This window comes from Geobacter argillaceus, assembly GCF_007830735.1.
Taxonomy (GTDB): Bacteria; Desulfobacterota; Desulfuromonadia; order Geobacterales; family DSM-12255; genus Geomobilibacter; species Geomobilibacter argillaceus.
This window is the reverse complement of sequence record NZ_VLLN01000026.1, coordinates 20,771-40,470: the sequence shown is the minus strand read 5'-3', so window position 1 is coordinate 40,470 and position 19,700 is coordinate 20,771. Positions and strand designations below refer to the sequence as shown.

Annotated in this window: 24 protein-coding genes and 1 pseudogene; 7 read left to right on the top strand and 18 right to left on the bottom strand. The window is 60.7% G+C overall.

All coding sequences use genetic code 11. The features are described from left to right. Window positions 1-186: 186 nt before the first annotated feature. Window positions 187-1,455, bottom strand: coding sequence for a serine--tRNA ligase (serS, locus tag JN12_RS16730; protein WP_145024845.1), 1,269 nt, complete (start codon window positions 1,453-1,455; stop codon window positions 187-189). 93 nt (window positions 1,456-1,548) lie between these two features. Between serS and JN12_RS16725 the strand changes: the two genes are divergently transcribed. Then, window positions 1,549-2,586, top strand: coding sequence for a CapA family protein (locus JN12_RS16725; protein WP_246125903.1), 1,038 nt, complete (start codon window positions 1,549-1,551; stop codon window positions 2,584-2,586). Window positions 2,587-2,598: 12 nt separating this feature from the next. Continuing rightward, the gene (thpR, locus tag JN12_RS16720) at window positions 2,599-3,165 is read left to right on the top strand and encodes an RNA 2',3'-cyclic phosphodiesterase (RefSeq protein ID WP_145024843.1); all 567 of its coding nucleotides are present in this window, start codon (window positions 2,599-2,601) and stop codon (window positions 3,163-3,165) included. A gap of 61 nt (window positions 3,166-3,226) precedes the next feature. Here the strand turns inward: thpR and JN12_RS16715 are convergent, their stop codons facing one another. The 6 genes from JN12_RS16715 to JN12_RS16690 all read right to left on the bottom strand — a co-directional run bounded on the left by JN12_RS16715 (window position 3,227) and on the right by JN12_RS16690 (window position 8,454). Continuing rightward, window positions 3,227-3,625 carry a type II toxin-antitoxin system VapC family toxin gene (locus tag JN12_RS16715; protein WP_145024841.1) on the bottom strand — a complete coding sequence of 133 codons (399 nt, stop codon included), beginning with the start codon at window positions 3,623-3,625 and terminating at the stop codon, window positions 3,227-3,229. Continuing rightward, window positions 3,618-3,857, bottom strand: coding sequence for an AbrB/MazE/SpoVT family DNA-binding domain-containing protein (locus tag JN12_RS16710; protein WP_145024839.1), 240 nt, complete (start codon window positions 3,855-3,857; stop codon window positions 3,618-3,620). The genes JN12_RS16715 and JN12_RS16710 overlap by 8 nt, the downstream gene beginning before the upstream one ends. 221 nt (window positions 3,858-4,078) lie before the next feature. Continuing rightward, complete coding sequence (locus JN12_RS16705; protein ID WP_145024837.1) at window positions 4,079-4,807, bottom strand: DUF1847 domain-containing protein; 729 nt, start codon at window positions 4,805-4,807, stop codon at window positions 4,079-4,081. Between the two features lie 220 nt (window positions 4,808-5,027). Further along, window positions 5,028-5,345, bottom strand: a complete 318-nt coding sequence (locus tag JN12_RS16700; RefSeq protein ID WP_145024835.1) for a DUF2288 domain-containing protein — start codon at window positions 5,343-5,345, stop codon at window positions 5,028-5,030. After that, window positions 5,342-7,249, bottom strand: coding sequence for a selenocysteine-specific translation elongation factor (selB, locus tag JN12_RS16695; protein ID WP_145024833.1), 1,908 nt, complete (start codon window positions 7,247-7,249; stop codon window positions 5,342-5,344). The genes JN12_RS16700 and selB overlap by 4 nt, the downstream gene beginning before the upstream one ends. A gap of 134 nt (window positions 7,250-7,383) precedes the next feature. Further along, the gene (locus JN12_RS16690) at window positions 7,384-8,454 is read right to left on the bottom strand and encodes a branched-chain amino acid aminotransferase (protein ID WP_145024831.1); all 1,071 of its coding nucleotides are present in this window, start codon (window positions 8,452-8,454) and stop codon (window positions 7,384-7,386) included. Window positions 8,455-8,590: 136 nt separating this feature from the next. Here JN12_RS16690 and JN12_RS16685 point away from each other — a divergent pair, with 136 nt between their 5' ends. Together JN12_RS16685 and JN12_RS16680 are read left to right on the top strand one after the other, a co-directional pair. Next, a complete protein-coding gene (locus JN12_RS16685; protein ID WP_211360572.1) occupies window positions 8,591-9,418 on the top strand; it encodes an AraC family transcriptional regulator in 828 nt (275 codons plus the stop codon). Window positions 9,419-9,540: 122 nt separating this feature from the next. Further along, window positions 9,541-10,527 carry a serine/threonine protein kinase gene (locus tag JN12_RS16680; protein ID WP_145024827.1) on the top strand — a complete coding sequence of 329 codons (987 nt, stop codon included), beginning with the start codon at window positions 9,541-9,543 and terminating at the stop codon, window positions 10,525-10,527. A 77-nt stretch (window positions 10,528-10,604) separates the two neighbouring features. Here JN12_RS16680 and JN12_RS20875 read toward each other — a convergent pair whose 3' ends face one another. The 6 genes from JN12_RS20875 to JN12_RS21340 all read right to left on the bottom strand — a co-directional run bounded on the left by JN12_RS20875 (window position 10,605) and on the right by JN12_RS21340 (window position 14,580). Continuing rightward, window positions 10,605-10,976, bottom strand: a complete 372-nt coding sequence (locus JN12_RS20875) for a hypothetical protein (protein ID WP_246125902.1) — start codon at window positions 10,974-10,976, stop codon at window positions 10,605-10,607. Window positions 10,977-11,043: 67 nt separating this feature from the next. Continuing rightward, window positions 11,044-12,579, bottom strand: coding sequence for a monocarboxylate uptake permease MctP (gene mctP / locus JN12_RS16670; protein ID WP_211360571.1), 1,536 nt, complete (start codon window positions 12,577-12,579; stop codon window positions 11,044-11,046). A gap of 4 nt (window positions 12,580-12,583) precedes the next feature. Continuing rightward, the gene (locus JN12_RS20870) at window positions 12,584-12,853 is read right to left on the bottom strand and encodes a DUF3311 domain-containing protein (protein ID WP_145024825.1); all 270 of its coding nucleotides are present in this window, start codon (window positions 12,851-12,853) and stop codon (window positions 12,584-12,586) included. A 221-nt stretch (window positions 12,854-13,074) separates the two neighbouring features. Then, complete coding sequence (locus JN12_RS16660; RefSeq protein ID WP_145024823.1) at window positions 13,075-13,542, bottom strand: hypothetical protein; 468 nt, start codon at window positions 13,540-13,542, stop codon at window positions 13,075-13,077. After that, window positions 13,520-14,191 carry an SDR family NAD(P)-dependent oxidoreductase gene (locus JN12_RS21345; protein WP_211360570.1) on the bottom strand — a complete coding sequence of 224 codons (672 nt, stop codon included), beginning with the start codon at window positions 14,189-14,191 and terminating at the stop codon, window positions 13,520-13,522. The genes JN12_RS16660 and JN12_RS21345 overlap by 23 nt, the downstream gene beginning before the upstream one ends. Window positions 14,192-14,361: 170 nt before the next feature. After that, a complete protein-coding gene (locus JN12_RS21340; protein ID WP_246125905.1) occupies window positions 14,362-14,580 on the bottom strand; it encodes a hypothetical protein in 219 nt (72 codons plus the stop codon). On the opposite strand from JN12_RS21340, the gene JN12_RS21335 reads away from it, so the two are divergent. The 3 genes and pseudogenes from JN12_RS21335 to JN12_RS16640 form a co-directional block, all read left to right on the top strand. Continuing rightward, window positions 14,527-14,700, top strand: coding sequence for a carboxymuconolactone decarboxylase family protein (locus tag JN12_RS21335; protein ID WP_246125904.1), 174 nt, complete (start codon window positions 14,527-14,529; stop codon window positions 14,698-14,700). The two genes, JN12_RS21340 and JN12_RS21335, sit on opposite strands and share 54 nt — an antisense overlap. Window positions 14,701-15,011: 311 nt before the next feature. Next, window positions 15,012-15,785 carry an MFS transporter gene (locus tag JN12_RS16645; protein ID WP_145024821.1) on the top strand — a complete coding sequence of 258 codons (774 nt, stop codon included), beginning with the start codon at window positions 15,012-15,014 and terminating at the stop codon, window positions 15,783-15,785. A gap of 34 nt (window positions 15,786-15,819) precedes the next feature. Next, window positions 15,820-16,386: pseudogene (locus JN12_RS16640) on the top strand (DsbA family oxidoreductase); the annotation flags it as partial. Between the two features lie 143 nt (window positions 16,387-16,529). On the opposite strand, the gene JN12_RS16635 reads toward JN12_RS16640, so the two are convergent. The 5 genes from JN12_RS16635 to JN12_RS16615 all read right to left on the bottom strand — a co-directional run bounded on the left by JN12_RS16635 (window position 16,530) and on the right by JN12_RS16615 (window position 19,367). Further along, entirely contained in the window at window positions 16,530-17,366 is an 837-nt protein-coding gene (locus JN12_RS16635; protein WP_211360569.1) for an NADP-dependent oxidoreductase, read from the bottom strand. A 30-nt stretch (window positions 17,367-17,396) separates the two neighbouring features. Continuing rightward, window positions 17,397-17,645, bottom strand: coding sequence for an OsmC family protein (locus JN12_RS16630; protein WP_281287744.1), 249 nt, complete (start codon window positions 17,643-17,645; stop codon window positions 17,397-17,399). A gap of 24 nt (window positions 17,646-17,669) precedes the next feature. Then, window positions 17,670-17,870 carry a hypothetical protein gene (locus tag JN12_RS16625; protein ID WP_145024815.1) on the bottom strand — a complete coding sequence of 67 codons (201 nt, stop codon included), beginning with the start codon at window positions 17,868-17,870 and terminating at the stop codon, window positions 17,670-17,672. 77 nt (window positions 17,871-17,947) lie between these two features. Continuing rightward, the gene (locus tag JN12_RS16620) at window positions 17,948-18,556 is read right to left on the bottom strand and encodes an SAM-dependent methyltransferase (protein WP_246125900.1); all 609 of its coding nucleotides are present in this window, start codon (window positions 18,554-18,556) and stop codon (window positions 17,948-17,950) included. Window positions 18,557-18,578: 22 nt separating this feature from the next. Next, entirely contained in the window at window positions 18,579-19,367 is a 789-nt protein-coding gene (locus tag JN12_RS16615; RefSeq protein WP_145024813.1) for an SDR family NAD(P)-dependent oxidoreductase, read from the bottom strand. Window positions 19,368-19,700 lie beyond the last annotated feature (333 nt).

Here is a 19,700-nt window from a genome sequence, read left to right as displayed (position 1 = left end):
GCCGGGGAACCCTAAGCTGGCGTAGCCGGAACCAAAACCAAAGGCAATTCAACACGGATCAACGCGGATAAAGCATGACAAAAATAGATTTGTAACATCCGTGTAAATCCATCCAATCCGTGTCCTTCTGCGTTGAATTGCAGTTCAGGCTTGCTCACTTTATGTAAAATCTTAAGTCGTATGGGACTAACCGATCCGCTCCTGGCCGCCCAGATACGGTCGCAGGGCCTTCGGGACGACGACCGAGCCGTCGGCCTGCTGGCAGTTCTCCAGGATCGCCACCAGGGTCCGTCCCACCGCCAGCCCCGATCCGTTCAGGGTGTGGACGAATTCGGGCTTGGCCTTCTCGTCCTGCTTGAAGCGGATCTTGGCCCGGCGGGCCTGGAAATCCTCGAAGTTGCTGCAGGAGGAAATCTCCCGATAGGTATTCTGTCCCGGCAGCCAGACCTCGATGTCGAAGGTGCGGGCCGCGGAAAAACCGATGTCGCCGGTGCAGAGCTCCACCACCCGGTAGGGGAGTTCCAGTTGCCGGAGGATCTCTTCGGCGTTGTCCAGGAGTCGGTCCAGTTCCTGATACGATGTCTCGGGTGTGACGAACTTGACCAGTTCCACCTTGTTGAACTGGTGCTGGCGGATCAGCCCGCGGGTGTCCTTGCCGTACGAGCCGGCTTCCTTGCGGAAACAGGGGGTGTAGGCGGTATAGCACAGCGGCAGGTCCCCCCCCTTGAGGATCTCGTCCCTATGGATGTTGGTGACCGGCACCTCGGCGGTTGGGATCAGGAAATAATCGGTCCCGTCCAGATGAAAGAGGTCGTCTTCGAACTTCGGCAACTGTCCGGTGCCGGTCATGCTCTCCCGGTTGACGATGAATGGGGGGAGCATTTCCGTGTAGCCGTGCCGGGTGGTATGGAGATCGAGCATGAAGTTGATCAGGGCGCGCTCCAGGCGGGCGCCTGCCCCCTTATAGAGGGTGAAGCGGGCGCCGGTCAGCTTGGCCCCCCGCTCGAAGTCCAGTATACCCAGGGCTTCGCCGACCTCCCAGTGGGGCCTGGGGGTGAAATCGAACACTGCCGGGGTACCCCACCGCCTGACCTCGACATTTTCCTCTTCCGAGGCGCCAACCGGCGTCTGGCGGGAGGGGAGGTTCGGAATCGTATAGATGATCGCCTGGAGCAGTTCCTCGATCTTGTTGAGGTCCTCGTCCAGCCCCTTGATCTTTTGGCCGACCTCCCGCATCTCGGCGATCCGGTCCTGGACCAGACTCTTGTCCCTGACCTTGCTGATCTCCTCGGAGACCTTGTTGCGCAACGCCTTCAGGGTTTCGCTCTCCTGGAGGAGTTCGCGCCGCTGCTGGTCCAGGTCGCGGAACTGACCGAGATCTATCGCTTCCCCGCGGGTCTTGAGCCTCGCCTCTACCTCTTCCAGATTCTCACGGATGTAACGTATGTCGAGCATGGCAAAACCCTTTGCAAATTGATGGATAAGGCCCTATCTTGTAGCACTTGCCCAGTGGTTAGTCAATAACTTGCTCCCTGTTTCGGAGGGGTTGTGCACCAGTTCATCGCCTGCACCCTGCTTCTCTTATCGTTTGCCCCGGTTGCCGCCGGGCAGGAGATCGTCATCAACGCCGTGGGCGACATCATGCTGGCCGGCCGTGCTACTGCCACGCTTGCCCGGACCGGTTACGACCACCCTTTTGCCGCCACCGCCCCGCTCCTGCGCCGGGGAAACATCACCATCGGCAATCTGGAGGCGCCTGCCGCCCGCACCGGCACGGAGTTCAGGGATAAACGGTTCCGCTTCCGGTCCGACCCGGCGGTTGTCCCGGCTCTGCAGCGAGCCGGCTTCACTACCATCACCCTGGCCAACAACCATATCCTCGACTTCGGGCACCAGGCCCTGTTTGAAACCATTGCCCACCTGGAACACCAGGGACTAGGGTACGCCGGTGCCGGGACCAACCTGGCAGCTGCCCGCAGAGAAGCCGTACAGACGGTAAACGGCCGGCGGGTGGCGGTCCTCGCCTACTCCCTCATCCGGCCGACCGAGTTCTTTGCCGGCTCTGACCGGCCGGGAACGGCGCCGGGATGGGCGCAGTTTTTCGCGGAAGATATCGTCCGGGCCAAGAGCCGGGCCGACTATGTGGTGGTATCATTTCATTGGGGCGGGGAACTGGAGACCAGGCCCAAACCGTACCAGGTGACGGCCGCAAGGCGGGCAATCGATGCCGGCGCCGATCTGGTCATCGGCCACCACCCCCACGTGCTCCAAGGGATCGAGCGTTACGGCAACGGGGTGATCTTCTATAGTCTGGGCAATTTCGCCTTTGCCAGCCGGAGCAGCCGCGCGGACCGGAGCGTCATCGCCCGGATCGTGCTGGACAATGGGGTCAAGGAGGTGGAACTGATCCCGCTCAATGTCCTGAACCGGGAGGTCGGTTATCAGCCCAGGATATTGACCGGGAGGCGGGGGGACGAGGTGATTGCCCGCTTGAACCGGCTTTCCGACGGGATGGGGATTGTCATCGCAAACGTTGCCGGCCGCTACGTGATTAGTGGCAGCGGTGAACAGATGGCCAAACAGTAACGGTGGTGGGCGATGCACAGGCTCTTTGTGGCGATCGATCTGCCGGACGAGGTGAAGCGGGAGCTGGCAAAACTCAGGCGGGAAGAGATCCAGGGTGCCCGCTGGGTGCCGGTTGAGCAGCTCCACCTGACGCTTCGCTTCATCGGTGAGGTGGATGACGCGACCTTTGAGGCCATCAGGCAGGCCCTGGGCGCCGTCAGGGGGGGGCAGTTCCCCCTGGCCGTTCAACTGGTGGGGCACTTCCCTCCCCGCAAGTCTCCGCATGTCCTCTGGGTCGGTGCTGATGCCGGAGAGTCTCTGGCCGACCTGCAGGGTCAGGTGGAAGATGCGGTCCAGACGGCCGGCCTCGCCCCCGAGCACCGCCCGTTCTCTCCCCACATCACCATCGCCCGCCTCCGGGAGACTCCCCCTCATGTTGTCGCCGAGTTAGAGAAGCGACACCAGGCCTTTGCCTGCGCCCCTTTCGAGGTGCCCTCCTTCCACCTCTACGAGAGCACCCTCACCGGCAAGGGGGCGATCCACACCGTGGTGCGGAGTTACCCGCTGAGCGCGCCTACGCCGTCAACGGAAGGCCGATAAATGCGCATCCCGAGGAGGATTCGGCCAATGAAGCGCACCATCTGCCTGGTGATTTTGTAAATCAAACCCAGAGAATCTTTACCAGATGCGCCACCTGCCGAAACTCCGGATCTCCGGTAACAAGTGACGCCCCATGTTCTATAGCCGAGACAACGGCAAAGGTGTCGGCGTATGACATGGCAAAGCGTGCTTTCAGTTCTGCGGCGCGAAAGATAAGCTCATTGGGGCACGGGAGGGTAGTTAAACCGAGGCTATGGAGTTTTACTATCATCTGGAGCTTGGCCTGCTCACCAGATCTGCGCTGAACGATGTAGATGAGCTCACCGACATTGATAGCAGAAATCAGACGAGGCACATTAGCTTTCGTGGCCTCTTTGAGCAGTTCTCGAACCCTTTCGGCTCCGGGCTCCTGGTAAAAGAAACGGAGCATTGCAAAGCTGTCGAATAACAGACTACTCATTCCGGAAATCAATGCGCCGTTCCTTCAAAAGTTCTTCCGCTGCTGATGGTCCGCCATCACGCAAGAAACCGTATGCGTCATCGACCGGCTCCTTCACAACCGGCACAATACATACGACATCGCCGTATTCCACAAAGCGCACCTCGGTGCCGGGCTCGATATGGTGCCGTTTCCTGATTCCGCCGGGAATGAGAACCTGACCCTTTACGGTTACTTTTGATGCCTTTTCCATGGCACGCCCCCAAGGTATTACCTTTATATTAAATAGTAATACCCGCTATCAAAATCTTCAAGCTGAAAAATAGTGGAGGTTCAAGCTCATCGTCCGTTCCCCATGACGCCCCACCCCATCTTCCCGCTTGATCAACCGCAGTCAGGTGATGTCCGGTTTGTACTCCCGCTCCGTTATCTCGTCGATGGAGAAAGAACGGAAGCGCCCTCCCCCTCAGTCCGCTATTCTACTTCCAACGGCACCTTCTGTAGCCTCTTATAATAGAAATTCTGCCCGTAGAGCGCAGCTACCGGGTTGTGGCCGGTGACCCGGTCCTTGCAGATCAGGGTCGTGACCGGTGCCTGCGAGTGCTTGGTGAATAGCATGTCGTGCCCGACACAGAGGCCGACGATAATGTTCATGTCGGTCCCGGCCCGGTTGCAGAGCTCGGCCTGGGCGATGGGGTTGCAGGCCGGCTCGAATGTACCGGGCCGGACCTTGTCCTCCTCGGAGAGCCCCAGCCGCAGTTTGTCGACGCTCCCCGCCTTGCAGCAGACCGACAGCGGCTCCAGCCCCTGGCCGGTAAGGATGGCCATAAGCTGGTCGGTCTCGGCCAGGAGGCCGATGCAGGTGGCAATACCGATCTTTTTCCACCCCATTAGCTTTGCCAGGGCCACGGTATCCTCCACCCGCGTCCAGCGGGCCGTTACCGTGCTGCTTCCCGGCGTCTTCTGGTAGCAGAGCCCCTCGACCTTTGCCGCCATCAGGGCCAGTCGGGCATCTTCGCTGTCACCGGTGTAAGTGGCCAGGGAGGCATCGATGATCTCGCTGCCGCTGTTGGCGGGACAGTAGCCGGGACGCGGCGGGGCAGTGGCCGGGTCGCCGCTCCAGCAGTTGGTGGTGCCGTTCTTCTGCCAGACCGCGCTGCACTTGCTGCAGGATAAGGGGGTCTCTTCGCCGGATCTTTCCATGGTTGCCTCCTTTGGAAACGGTTATACATACAATGTTCGAGACAATGAAGAACTCAGACATAGAGCATAAAACGGTTTAACAGAATCTGGGAAAATACAGGTTGCTCAAAATAGTCAGATCGTCGCACCCGCAGCAAGCTCCGCGGAGGCTTGAGCCAAGCTACGCCGCACAAGGTAGCTTGCGAGGACGGCGGCGAGATGGCTGTTTTTCAGCAACCGCTTACGCCGAATACAGTTTGCCGGTCGCTTCCTTGAGCAGGATGTAGGGGGAGACGATCAGCATCTGGAAGCGTCGGGACGGCGTCGTGTTCCATGCCTCGACCTGCGCCGGCGTCGGCTTTCCCAGCTTGCCGTTCTGTATCCACTGGGTCACCATGGGCGTGTTGTCCTCGGCGATCCGGTAGCCGGCCTCGGCCAGCTCCAGGCCGGGTGCGACGAGAATCAGGGTTCCCCGTTCCAGGTGGGGCCTGACCCACTGCCACTCCGCCTCGTCGATGTTGAGGGCCAGCTCCTCCTTGGTCTTGTCCGGTTTGGTCATTTCCGCAAAATCCTCTTATCGCCGACCCGAATGGTCAGCTTGGTTGAGTCAAAGTATTCCAGCAAGGGGATCATAAACTTTCGTGACAGCCCGGTGATTTCCCGGAACTCATTCGGGGTGATCTCACCCGTTTCCGTGAGCCGGGCGAAGAGCTTTTCACGGATGGCCGCCAGGGGCGTTGCCGCGTAATAGAGGTCGCTTTTTACCCTGATCACCTCCCCTTCCCGTACCAGACTGTTCAACTGCTCCAGGAGCACCTTCTCCGGTACCTGCACCAGGTCGCACAGCTCCTTGACGGTAGGGGGTTCGCTGTCGCCGTTCAGGAGCGCCGAGCCGATCTTCTCGCGAAGACCGGTCTGTTCTGGCGTAGCGGTTCCTTTCCTGCCGGGGAGCTTCACCAGGTCCCGGTCAGCTACCACTGTCCCCTCCTTTTCCAGGGAGGCCAGGACCGGCGTAAAGAAGCGCGGGTCGCTCCGCTTCGGCAGGCGGGTCTTCAGCTCTTCCTTGCTGATCCCCTCCTTTAGGGCATTTTCCTGCAGATAGCTGTCGAGTTCGGCCAGAACCGATTCCTTTAGAGCGGCAAATGCCTCCCGTCCCAGGAACATCCGCGGCTCCCGCACCACCTGGATCACGGTCCCACCGCTCAGGAGTGGCGTCAGGGCCGCATCCAGCCGCTTGGCAGAGAGGCCGGTACGGTTGGTCAGTTCACCGACCGTCAGGCCGGAAAGTAGGGAAGCGGCCACCATCCGGCCGATCCGGTCCCCCTCGTCCCCCTCCTCGATAGCGGTGAGCAGTTCCATCGCCTCGGTGGTACGACGGCGGCGGCGCGGAGGGGCGGGATCGAGCACCGTCCCTCCCCCCAGAGTCGCCGATGGCGAATAGGTGCGCAGGACAAAGGGATCGCCGGGGAGGAGCAGGACCGGCCTGGCCAGGCGCAGCTGAGCCAGGGCGCTCTCGCCCGGCTGCAGGGTATCCCGGTCGAAGAGGATCACCTGGGCCGACACTTCGTAGGTGGCCGAGTGAAGGCGCAGGGTCGAGCGGTGCCTGAGTTCCCGCGGCGCGGACGGTAGGTAGTTGAGCCGCACATCAACGGCCCTGGTGGTCCGGTAGAGTTCGCGGGGCACAACCACATCACCCCGCTCCAGGTCCGTATGCTCCACCCCCTGCAGATTCACCGCCAGCCGTTGGCCTGCTTCGCCGGTCTCCGCCTTTGCGCCGTGGGCCTGGAGCCCGCGCACCCGGCTGGTCAGCCCGCCCGGAAGGATCTCAACCTCGTCGCCGACCCGGATCGAGCCGGAGAGGAGGGTACCGGTCACCACCGTACCGAAACCTGCCACGGTGAAGACCCGGTCCACCGGGAGGCGGAACGGGCCATCGCTCCGCTTCTGCCCAACCCCGGCAGCCAGCCGTGCCAGTTCCTGGCGCAGGTCGTCGAGACCGGCCCCGGTCCGTGACGAAACCGGCACAATGGCTGCCCCCTCCAGAAAGCTGCCGGCCAGGTATTCGCGCACCTCTTCCGCCACCAGACCGAGCCAGTCCGGATCAACCATGTCGCTCTTGGTCAGGGCCACCAGCCCCTTTTTGACCCCCAGCAGCTGACAGATCTCCAGGTGCTCCCGGGTCTGGGGCATAACCCCCTCGTCGGCGGCGATGACCAGCATGACCAGGTCCATGCCGCCGACGCCGGCGACCATGGCCCGGACAAACCGTTCGTGGCCGGGCACGTCAACGATGCCGAACTGGGTGCCGTCGGCAAGCTCCAGATGCGCAAACCCCAGCTCGATGGTGATTCCCCGGGCCTTCTCCTCCTTCAGGCGGTCGGTATCGATGCCGGTAAGGGCCTTGACCAGGGAGGTCTTGCCGTGGTCGATGTGCCCGGCGGTGCCAAGGATCAAGTGTTTCATGAATGGAGCCCCACAAACGGTTTCAAACGAATATTCAGGCTGTCCTTTGTAGCACAAAAAAAGGACGCCGCAAAGGGCGCCCTTACCTATCGATTGCACATCTGGGAGGAGAGCCATCCAACCCTCGTGACCGGCTACAGCTTGTGCAACCAGTTGAAACGGTCGGGGAGCCGGCCGTACTGGATGCCGGTCAGGGTGTCGTACAAAAGCTGCGTTACCTTGCCGACCGACCCGTCACCGACCGTTACCTGTTCACCCTTGTAGCAGAGGGTCGAAACCGGCGAAACCACGGCCGCGGTGCCGGTGCCGAATACCTCCTGGACGCGGCCGGCCTTGATGCCGGCCATGAGTTCGTCAATGGCGATTGGCCGCTCTTCTGCCTGCAGGCCGAGACTCGGCGCCAGCTTCAGCACCGAATCTCGAGTGATGCCGGGAAGGAACGACCCGGTGAGGTTGGGAGTCACCACCCGGCCGTCGATGACGAAGAAGATGTTCATGGCCCCCACCTCTTCCACAAAACGGCGCTCGATGCCGTCGAGCCAGAGGACCTGGTCGAAGCCGCGTTGTTTGGCCTCCTGCCCGGCGAGCAGCGAGGCTGCGTAGTTGCCGCCGGTCTTGGCCTCGCCGGTCCCGCCGGGCACGGCCCGGACAAAATGGTCCTCAACCAGGATACTGACCGGCTGGAAGCCGGCGGCATAGTAGGCCCCCACCGGCGAGAGGATGACGAAGAAGCGGCACTGGTCCGCCGGCTTCACCCCCAGCACCGGTTCCGTGGCAATCAGTGTCGGGCGGATGTAGAGCGATGTCCCCTCGCTGGCCGGTATCCAGTCCCGTTCCAGCCGGACCAGTTGGTCGATCCCCCCCAGGAACAGGTCATCCGGCAGCTGCGGCAGGGAGAGCCGGCCGGCAGAGCGGTTGAAACGGGCCAGGTTCATGTCCGGCCTAAACAGGGAGATGCTGCCGTCCCCCCACTTGTAGGCCTTGAGCCCCTCGAAGATCTCCTGGGCGTAGTGAAAGACCATGGCGGCCGGCTCCAGGCTGAACGGGACATACGGCTCGATGCGGGGATCGTGCCACCCCTGCATGCTGTCCCAGTCGGCCACCAGCATCCGGTCGGTAAATATCTTGCCGAAACCGAGCCTGGCCGGGTCGGTCCATTTTTCTTTTCTGCATGCTGCCGGTAACGGTGCGATCCGTATCTCCATTGCTACTCTCCTTGTTCACCAACCATTTTTTCGCTCTTCGGATTAGTAAGCATACCGCTCCCCTTCTGTGGCCGTCTAACGCCTTTAGGACAAAAATGCGCTTGAAACGGACATGCCGTGCGGTATACTGTCTATCATGCTGAAAGAGCTGACACAGGCTGAAACCTTGGAACAACTGGATCTGCGGGGGATCGAAACACCGTCGCTGGAGTCGTTCGCCTACCTTGACCGGGACGTGAACATCCGCTACGACTGGCATGCCCATGACCGCCACCAGCTCATGTATGCCTTCTCCGGCACGCTGCGGCTGGAGGCGGAAAACGGTGTCTACCTGCTGCCACCCCAGCGGGCCGCCTGGATTCCGGCACGCGTTCCGCACCGCTCAACGCTGCACAACGTCCGTTCCGGGTCGGTCTTCTTTGCGCCGGACCTGGTGCCGACGGAGCTGTCCGGGGTGCGGATCATCTCGGCAGCCCCCATTGTCCGGGAGATGGTCAGGTACTCCCTGCGCTGGCCCCCCACGCGCGACCCGGCCGACCGGCTGGCCAACGCCTTTTTCAGGACCCTGGGGATGCTCTGCGTGGAGTGGATTCAGGAGGAGATGCCGTTTCGCCTCCCCGCGGCCCGGACCGGGCAGGTTGCCGTGGCCATGGAGTACACCTTGCGGAACCTGGAAACCGCCACCATCGAAGGGGCCGCGGCGGCGGCCGCGCTGTCGGCGCGCCAGTTTCGCCGCCGCTTCGGCGCCGAGGCCGGCATTGCCTGGCGCCAGTTCCTGCACCAGGCGCGGATGCTGCGGGCTATGGAACTCCTGGTGGCGCCGCGGGCGGATATCACCGGCGTGGCATACGCGGTCGGCTTCAACAGCCTGAGTGCCTTTGCCAAGAGTTTCACCCTGTTCACGGGCCAGACGCCGAGCGAGTTCCGGCGCGGCCGGGATGGCGGCGCAACGGTAACGCCCTGACCGCACCTGACTTCCGCTGTACACCGGCACAGGTACGCACATCTGCCTTGGTGCCAGCCGGGATTGATGGTATGGTTGGGCGTCGCTAAAGACGAATATTCCCAGACACGAGAACAGGACCGATGCGCGAGAGCCAGCACCCCTTCCAGACCCTTACCCCCACCTTCGTCATGGACGCCGTGGAGAGCCAGGGCTTTGTCTGCGACTGCCGCACCCTGGCGCTGAACAGTTACGAGAACCGCGTCTACCAGGTGGGGATCGAAGACGGCCAGCCGCTCATCGCAAAGTTTTACCGCCCGGGACGCTGGAGTGATGCCCAGATCGTCGAGGAGCACCGGTTCTGCCTGGAACTGGCCGAACACGAACTGCCGGTGGTGGCGCCCTGGATCAATGCTGCCGGCGAGAGCCTGTTTCGCCACGACGGATTCCGTTTTGCCCTCTATCCGCGCCAGGGCGGCCACGCCCCGGAGTTCGACAACCTGGACAACCTGTTGATCCTCGGCCGGATGCTCGGCCGCATCCACAGCATAGGCATGGTGCGGCCGTTCGAGCATCGGCCGATCCTGGACAGCAAGAGCTTTGGCCATGACAGCGTGAAGCTGATAACGGAGCAGTTCATCCCGGAGGAATACCGGGAAAGCTACGCAGCCGTAACCGGTCAACTGCTGGAGACGATCGATACCATCCTGGCAGGGTCCGGCCAGATCCGCTATATCCGCGCCCATGGCGACTGTCACAGCGGCAATATCCTCTGGCGCGACGACGCCCCCCATTTCGTCGATTTCGACGACGCCCGAATGTCGCCGGCAGTGCAGGATCTCTGGATGATGCTCTCCGGAGACCGGCCCCGTCAGACCGCTCAGTTGGCCGAGCTGCTGGAAGGGTACGGAGAGTTCTGCGACTTCGATCCCCGCGAACTCAGGCTGGTCGAAGTTCTCCGTACCCTGCGGATGCTCCATTACAGTGCCTGGCTGGCCCGCCGCTGGCATGATCCAACCTTTCCCCGCACCTTCCCCTGGTTCAATACGGTCCGCTACTGGGGCGAACATATCCTGCAACTGCGCGAACAGCTGGGGGCGCTTGAAGAGCCGCCGCTGGCGATGCCGTGAATTGAGCCGCCGAGAACTGCCGTCGGGAGAATGCCGAAGGGCGGGGGAGGGAGAAGCTGATAGGAAAACACGGCCACTCACCATTTGTGCCGCTTGAGTTTGGGCCACCACAGACGGGTCGTCGAGCAGAGCGACTGCTCCTGATTGGCGAACTGTGCCGAGTTTGCTCCGGTGCCAGTGATGGCCTTTGAGGGAATTGCCCCGGAAAAGGGGGTGATGGCACCATTGGGGCCAAGGTTCACTGAGTTGTAGGCATAGTCGAGTTTAACGTAACCGCCTATGGACAGGTTGAATTTGCTGGTTACCTGGCTCAACGTTTTACCATAGATGCCGGGAGCGACCTCGGGGGATGGTTGGCGGTCAGTGTTATATTCCGGGCCCGCAGCCAAGGCGGATGCCGCCATAAAGATGACAGCGCTGAACAAGCAAAGAGATTTATTCGTTCTCACCCTCCTGTGGGATGTTTCCGCCAGCTGCTTTCCGTCACGGCCCGGGTGGTTCTTATTTTTGTACTGTTCATTCCGCTTCCACCGCCTCTTCGTTATAGTCTTCTGGTTTGGTCTTATCTTCCCGGTGCTCGATACCGAGAGCTTTACAGACAGGGGTGAGCGCAACCGCCATCAGCAGGTTGAGGGCCAGGGCGAACACACCGGCATAAGCGGAAAAAGACATTTCGCCTAGGTGGACGGTGTAAAGAGGCGACTTGAAGCCCGACGACGCCATCATGGCCGTGCCGCTGGCCATGCCTACAATCCAGCCAATCAGGAGCGCTCGATGGTGAAGCCACCTTGTGAACAGGCCGAAGATAATCGCAGGGAAGGTCTCCAGTATCCAGATACCTCCCAGGAGCTGCAACTGGATGGCGTATTTGAGCGGCAGAAAGATGACAAAAGCCAGTGCCCCCACCTTCACTACCAGCGACACCAGTTTTGCCATGGTCGCCTCTCTAGTGGGCGTACAGCCGGGCCGGAGCGCGGCGCAGTAGATGTTGCGCGTGAAGAGATTGGCTGCGGCAATCGACATGACCGCCGCCGGCACCAGTGCGCCGATGGCAATGGCCGCGAAACAGAAGCCGACGAACCAGGCAGGGAACATCCTGATGAACAGCTCCGGAACCGCGTCGTTGGGTGTGGCGGGATTCACGCCGGCGGCAAGAGCCATCAGTCCCAGCAATGCAATCAGCCCCAGCAGGAAGGTATAGGCCGGAAGCAGAGCGGCATTGCGCTTGATGACATGGCCGCTGGAGGAGCTGAGGATGCCGGTGATGGTGTGGGGATACACGAACGCGGCCAAGGCCGAGCCGAAGGCCAGGGTGGCGTAGGCCCCGAACCCGCTCGGGGGGAGGATGAGATGGCCGGGCGGGCTCTTGGCTGCCAAGGCGTGGTCGGCGAGGCGGAAGATCTCCGCATACCCGCCTAGTCTTTCGGGAATGATGGTCACAGCAGCAATGACAACGATGTAGATCATTGTGTCCTTGACCAGTGAGATCAGCGCCGGAGCGCGCAGACCGCTGGTGTAAGTGTAGAGCGCCAGGATCACGAAAGCGATGATCAAGGGAAGATCTCCCAGCCAGCCTGCCCCGGTGACTCCCATGGCTCTGATCACCACCTGTATCCCCACCAGTTGCAGCGCAATGTAGGGCATGGTGGCGAGTATACCGGTGAAGGCCACTGCCAAGGAGAGCCCCCGTGAACCGTAGCGACTCTGCACGAAATCGGCGGGGGTGACCAGGCCGTGCCGCTTGGCGACCGCCCAGAGGCGAGGCATGGTGAGGTATACAAAGGGATAGACGATGATCGTGTAAGGGAGGGCGAAGAAGCCGGCCGCCCCGACCCCATAAACCAGCGCCGGGACGGCGATCACCGTATAGGCGGTATAGAAGTCACCGCCGATGATGAACCAGGTGACGACAGTGCCGAATCGGCGGCCGGCCAGGCCCCATTCGTCCAGGCGGTTCAGGTCGCCGCGCCGCCATCTCGCGGCCACGAACCCAACCACGGTCACAAGCAGAAAGAAGAAGATGAATACGCCGAGCTCTGTTCGGTTGATCACGGCATCACCTCCGGTGGGTTGCCAGGTAGACAAATCCGGTAATGATAGCGCTCAGGATCACCCAGAGGAACTGGTACCAGTAAAAGAACGGGAATCCCAAAAGCTGCGGCTCGCTGCGTGCGTACAGGGGAGGCCAGAGCAACCCCAGAAAGGGGAGCAGGAGCAGCAGATTCAAGGTCTTACCGGCGGATCTCCGTCGAAAGTCGTGCACTGCAGGGTGCTGCAGCGACTCTTGCACTGGCTCAGCGCCGGTATTCTTGGAAATGGGGGGCATGTGAACCTCCTGTTTTCATTTATTTACAACCGGATCATGTACCAGTATCACGTGAGCTTAATGTACTTGATCAGTAGCCGGCGGATGCGGGCCGCGGTTTTGATTATGCCATTCTCTACGACCTTTGCGCCTTGACACGAGCAATGTTTCCCTTATCTAGCCTTTACCCCCTCGGATGATATTGCCGCATCATATCGAGCGTTATCCGGAAAGCCGTCCCCCTATTTCCGCACCGCCTCAAGAACCATTTCCGGGAATCTGTTGTTTTCCATAGAACTGTCGCTGGCGGCAAGTACTCCGAAGTCCCCCCTCAGTGCCTTCAGCGCGTAACGCTCCATCTCGATCTCGCTCTGGGTCCTGATCCGGAGCCGGCGAAAGAGAGGGACTGGTGGACACCATCCTTGGAGTGCGTGCTGCAGGAGAAATCCCATAACCAGGGCTGACAACAGGTAAAATTTGCGGCTGAGTGCGGTCCCAAGGCCCAGTCCGACAAGGGCAATGGTTGATGCGTTGGTCTCCAGGAGCCGCTCTATATCCCACTCCTCGTCCAGTTCCCGCAGCCTCTTCTCAATCTCCTCGGGATGATCCAGGTAATACCAGAGACGCTGCTCCATATCCCTTTCTATCCTGCGGGTCTTCCACTCCGCCGAGTGCAGGACGACCCGTTCAGTTGTTGCCGGCAGTGCCATTGCTATCCTCCCTTATCGGACGCTTTCCTTTGCCGGTCACTGACCGACCGTCCTCTCCCCCCAGAAGAACTCCTTTCCCGTCCAGATACCAGCGTTCCACCAGGGCCGCGGTTACCGCGTCCAGTTCATCGCCATCTGTTCGCTCACCCCCACGATCCCCCCCTTGGAGGCGGCGTAATGGGGGCCGACCACCCCTCCCGTCTGGGCGGCCACGGAGGAGAGGGCCATGATCCGCCCCCAGCCGGCAGCACGCATGTCCGGCAACACTGCCTTGAGTGACCAGAAAGGAGGCTTTGAGGTTGACCGCCAGCATCTCATTCCAATCCTTCTCGGTAATTTCATCGATTGTCCGTACCATGCCGATCCCGGCATTGTTCACCAGGATGGTGATCGGGCCCAGTTCACGACGGACCATCTCCACCATCCGGGCCACGTCAAGTGTTCGGGCAACGTCGCACTGGGCCGGTACCGTGCGCTGGCCCATCTTCTGTATCCGAGTGCAGACTTCCATAGCAGCGACCTCGTTTCGCTGGTAGTTCGCAGCCACATCCGCGCCCGCTTCAGCCAGTGCCAAGGCGATCGCTCGGCCGATGCCACGGCTTGCCCCGGTGACCAGGGCAATTTTGCCGTTCAGTTGTTCAGTGCTCATCTTGCTTTCTCCCGGATAGAAACAAGGTTTTCCTTCACATTTTTACTGCTGACATACTCCAAAAGTTTAAGTCGTTTCGAGGAGGTGTCAACGTTCCCCCCATCCCATTTTTCTCAACTCGTTTTCATGCTACAGCCCTGCCAAAAGCCGATTCGGTGTCATATTTTTTCTTACGGGATATCCTTCATGGTAACGCCATGATACTTTTTGAAAAGAGCCGGCATGAAGGCGCGAATCGAATACAACAAGGTAGTTCCCGAGGCGGTGAAGGCTATGTGATGGGCCTGGAGGATCAGATCAGGAGCAGCCGCCTGGAAGAATCCCTGCTCGACCTGGTGAAGCTGCGGGCGTCGCAGATCAATGGCTGTGCCTATTGCATCGACATGCACTCAAAGGAGCCAGGGCTCACGGGGAAAGCGAGCAGCGTCTCTATGAGCTCGACGCCTGGCGGGAAACTCCCTTTTACAGTGAACGGGAAAAGGCGGCGCTGGCCTGGACGGAAGCGGTGACGCGGCCATGCACCCGATCTGGTGAATCTCACTCTCGCCATTGTGGCTATCAATGGCTGGAACCGTCTGGGCATCGCCTTCCGCTCGGTTCCGGGCAGTTACCAGCCCCCCCCACAACCGTGCGTTCTGAAGGCATTCCGTGGGTTAGTCCAAGGTTGATTGTGGCCGTCAATCTGGTCATTACATTCATGGGGAGCACGTTGCTCACACCGCTCTACGTGCTCTACCAGAGAAAATTTGATTTCCCTTAACTTACGCTGACCCTGATATATGCCGTCTATGCGGTCGGGAACCTGGCAGCTCTTTTCTTCTTGGGACGGCTTTCAGACCAGATCGGCCGCCGCAGGGTGAGCCTGGCGGCGATCGGGATCGCCTCCGATACCAACACGGCCTGGATCACAGATCTGACGGAAGGCAGCGACAAGTCAGGCGCAAGCGTCATGGCCTCATGCGCCAACATGCTCGGGCTGGCAGTCGGGCCGCTCATGGGGGGGATGCTGGCGCAATACGTCCCGGCGCCGCTTCAGTTGTCTTTTTGCATCTACCTGGCATTGCAGGTCGTCATGGCGCTCTTCATTCGGCAGACCCTGGAAAGGTCAGAGTGGCCAGGCCTAACGCTTCGCGAGGTTTCTCTCAGGCCCCGGATCGGCATCCCGCCGGGGATTCTCGGCCGGTTTTTCTCTCCTGCCGCAACCGTTTTTGCCACATTCGCCATGACCTCCTTTTATGCGGCGCTCCTCCCCTCCCTCCTGGTTCGGGACCTGCGCATATCAAACCTGACAATCGGCGGGGACGTAGACTTCGAGCTCTTTCTTGCGGCAGCGCTCGCCATCATCCTGACGAGACGCCTGCAGAGCAGGACGGCCATGCTGGGCGGCCTCGCGCTCCTGGTCCCGAGTCTCGCCATGCTCATGCTGTCCCAGGGAACTCCGTTCACTTCCGGTCCTCCTTGCAGGAACCGCTGTGAGCGGACTTGCCGCAGCTCTGGGGTAAATGTCAGTTCGCCGAACCGAATCCCAAAACCGGGCTACACTACAATTATATCAACCAAGGAGGTGCATCATGAGCGAAGCGCCGGTAGTTGAGATTTGTTTCGACTATGTCTGACCCTGGTGCTATCTCGGTACCGTGCGTACCGACCGTTTACAGCAGGAGTATGGCGTTGAACTACGCTGGACCGTTTTCCCGCTTCACCCTGAAACGCCGGAGGAGGAGATGGAGCTTGCCGAGCTCTTTGCCGGGCGGGAGGCAATGATCAAGGAGATGCAGGCTAGGCTGCACCGGCTTGCCGAGATCGAGGGGGTGCCGCTGGCGGAGCGGAGCCGCACCTGCAACAGTAGACGTGCCCAGGAACTGGGGAAGTGGGCGGAAGCGATGGGAAAGGGAGATGCTTTCCGGAAAGCAGTCTACGGCGCGTATTTTGTCGGGGGACGCAATATCGCCAAGGTGGACGAACTGGTGCGGATCGTCGAAACCATCGGACTGCCAGGGGACAAGGCACTGGCGGCGCTTGCCGAGGGGAGTTTTGCATCCGCGGTCGATGCCGACTGGCAGCGGGCTCGAGAATTAGGGGTTGACGCTGTCCCCACACACCTCTGCGCCGGCAAGAGGCTGGTGGGGTTTGCCCCCTATGAGGATTTCGAGCGTCTCATCGAAAGGGATAATAAGACGCCAGTATCGCGATAAAAGCAGGCGCAGGCAGGCTACTACTCGGTGCCGGAGACTGCGCCTGTTTGTTCATACGACCTTCAACACGATCTTCCCCCGCACATGGCCTCTCTGGCTCAACTCCTGGGCGCGTCGCGCCTCTGAAAGCGGTAGCACTGATTCTACAGCTTCCCCCCATCCACCAGTTGTGCCAGCTTCGCAAGAACCGCCGCATCCGGCTGGATGAAGACGAAGGCCTGGCGGCAGCCGTGGGCGGCAGCCATCGCTTCCGGCGGTGGGGCGACGATGGAGACGAGGATGCCCCCCTTTTTCAGTACCTGCCAGGAACGCTCCTGGGTGTCGCCGCCGATGGTGTCAAATACAGCGTCAACGTCGCGTATTGTGTCCTCGAAAGGCATTGACCGGTAATCGATCATCTCGTCGGCCCCCAGCCCATGCAGGTAATCGTGGTTGTGCTCCGAGGCGGTGGCAATGACATGGGCACCCTGCCATTTCGCCAATTGCACCGCATAGCTGCCGACCCCACCTGCAGCCCCATGGATAAGGACCCTCTGGCCAGCTGACAGTCCGGCGGCCTCGATGAGCGACTTCCAGGCGGTGATCCCGGCGAGGGGGATGGCGGCTGCATGGATATGGTCGATGGATTCCGGCTTGAACGCCACCTCAGTCTCCCTGATGACGACGTATTCGGAATAAGTCCCGTCCCGCAGGAGGTCCGGTCGGCTGAATACCTCGTCCCCGGCGTTGAAGCGGGTCACGCCGGGGCCGGTCTCCTCGACCACGCCGGACACGTCCCACCCCATAATCAGCGGCAGGGAATGGGGCAGCATCTCCCGCAGGTATCCCTCCCGGATCTTCCAGTCCACCGGGTTGACCGCCGTAGCCCGGACTCGGACCAGCACCTCGTCGTTTTGTGGCCGGGGAAGGGGCACCTCCTCGTGGACCAGCACCTCGGGACCTCCATATGTGTGAATGCGCACTGCCTTCATGATTTGCATGCTGATTCCTCCTCATGATCTCAATCATTTTTATCCCTGTTCGCCCCAATCCAAGTCGGTGGTGATGGCGATGGCCGTGCTGATGGAGCGGAAGACGGGGCAGTGTTCCGCGTGGAGCGCATAGGCGCGCTCGACCTTGTCCCTGTCCGCCGCCGGCGTGACCAGATGGTAGACCACGCGGATCCGTTTTATGACCAGGACGTTATCCTCCAGTTCGATCTCGCCCCTGGCCTCGCCCACGAGTCCATCTCCGCCGATTCTTACTTTCCTTGCCTCCAGCGCACCGCCGAAGGTTCCGGTCAGTCAGCCGGCGGCGGCAGCGACGATGTAGTCGAGGGTTGTGGCGTGGGGCTCCGAGATGTCCGGGGCGACCCCGTAGTGGGCGGCGACCGCCCCATGAACGCCGAACAAAACCGGCTCCAATTCGGCAGGGAGCCACGCCCTGCGCAACAGCCCCTTCACCCGCTCGATCCGCACCAATGAACTATAGACAATTCCCGACATGGATTTCCCCCCTTCGGTATGGAGTCATGTGTCCCGTGATCCGGTCTGCCGTGCCCGCATCAACTTGCAACCCGTTCTCAAGCGGGCTTGACGGCAAAAATCTGAACCACCGATGCCAGCCCGGTGTGCCTTGTGCCCTCGCGTACATCCCGTTCCAGCGTCGCCGCGCGAATAAATTCCAGACCGGCAAGTTCATTCTTCAGATCATCCAGAGACATCAGCATGTCAATGTCCTTGGGGCCGCCGCTGTCGTATGCCAACTGCTCCTTGCTGAAGGCCTCCAACACGAAGACGCCGCCCGGCTTCAGCCCCCTGACCACAGCCTGGTGAAGCGGTGCGCGAATGGAGGACGGAACATGGCAATAGCACGAAACGATCCCGTCCCATTTTTCCGGCTCGATCTTGAAATTTGCCAGATCGGCCACTACCGTGGTAATCGCTACATTCCGTTCGGCCGCCCATGCCTCGGCCTTGCGGAGGCCGACTGCCGAGCTGTCAACCGCCGTAACAGTGCAGCCGAGTGTCGCCAGGTATACCGCGTTCCGCCCCTCTCCCTCGGCAAGCGAAAGGACCCTGCCGCGCGGGATCCTTTCTGAAACGGCTACTATAAAATCGTTGGGTATGGTGCCGTAGGCATAGCCCGGTTCCCGGTATCGCTCGTCCCAATCCATCATATTCCCCCCCATGAAGACTCCCTTCGTGTCCTTGTTAAAAGCAGGACTTGACCACTCCGCCATCGACCCGCAGCGCAGCCCCGTTGGTCGCGGACGAGAGCGGACTGCACAGGTAGGCGACCAGGTTCGCCACCTCTTCGGGGGCGGCAAATCTTTGCAAAAGCGAGGTCGGACGGACATCCCGGAAAAACTCCCGCTCGAACTCCGCAAAAGGCTTGCCGGCACTCAATGTGGTTATGAATGTCTCCACCCCCTCGGAAAGGGTCGGTCCGGGCAGGACGGCATTCACCGTAACCCCCGTGCCGGCGCAGGTTTCAGCGAGTCCGCGCGAAATGGCGAGTTGCGCGGTCTTGGTCATGCCGTAATGGATCATCTCGGTGGGGATCTGGATGCCGCTTTCGCTGCTGATAAAGACGACGCGCCCCCAGTTGCATTCCTTCATCCGTGGCAGGTAGGCTCGTGCTAGGCGCACGCCGCTCATGACGTTGATTTCGAAAAAACGTAGCCAGTCTTCGTCCAAGATCTCCACGAACGGTTTAGGCTCGTAGATACCAAGGTTGTTGACTAGGATGTCCACGGCGGGAAAACGTGCAACCAACTCCTTGATCGTTTCGGCAGCGGCCAAGTCTCCCGCGTATCCGTCAAGGCGGGCGTCGGGAAAATGCCGCCTGATTTCGGCCTGAGCCATAGCGACCGACTCCCCTGTCCGGCCGGTTATTATGACGCTGGCGCCTTCGGCGGCTAGCATCATGGCGATAGCCCGCCCGATCCCTTTGGCGGACCCGGAGACGAGCGCGTGTTTGTTTTCAAGTTTGAGATCCATTCCTATTCTCCTTTACCTTTCGCCGCTTCGGAACACATGTGTCGTGGCCTTCTTATCCGGCTACTTGATACGGGATTATACCACCGACAATGGCTGCGACAACCTGTCGCATCCACCCTGGAATTATTGTGTCAGATTCGCATTAATTGGCGATTTATGTGCACCGGATAACAAGGACTGTGACTCGTTCAGTAATGGCGGGATTGTAATTTGATTCGTGTATCATGTGCAGGTAGGTCAAGTCACCCCGGCACCCCCGCTGGGGTTCATGGGGGGGGCTTGAAAAAGTTGAGCGCATATTAGTCTGGAGAGTCAGCTGATTGCAGCAGGGGG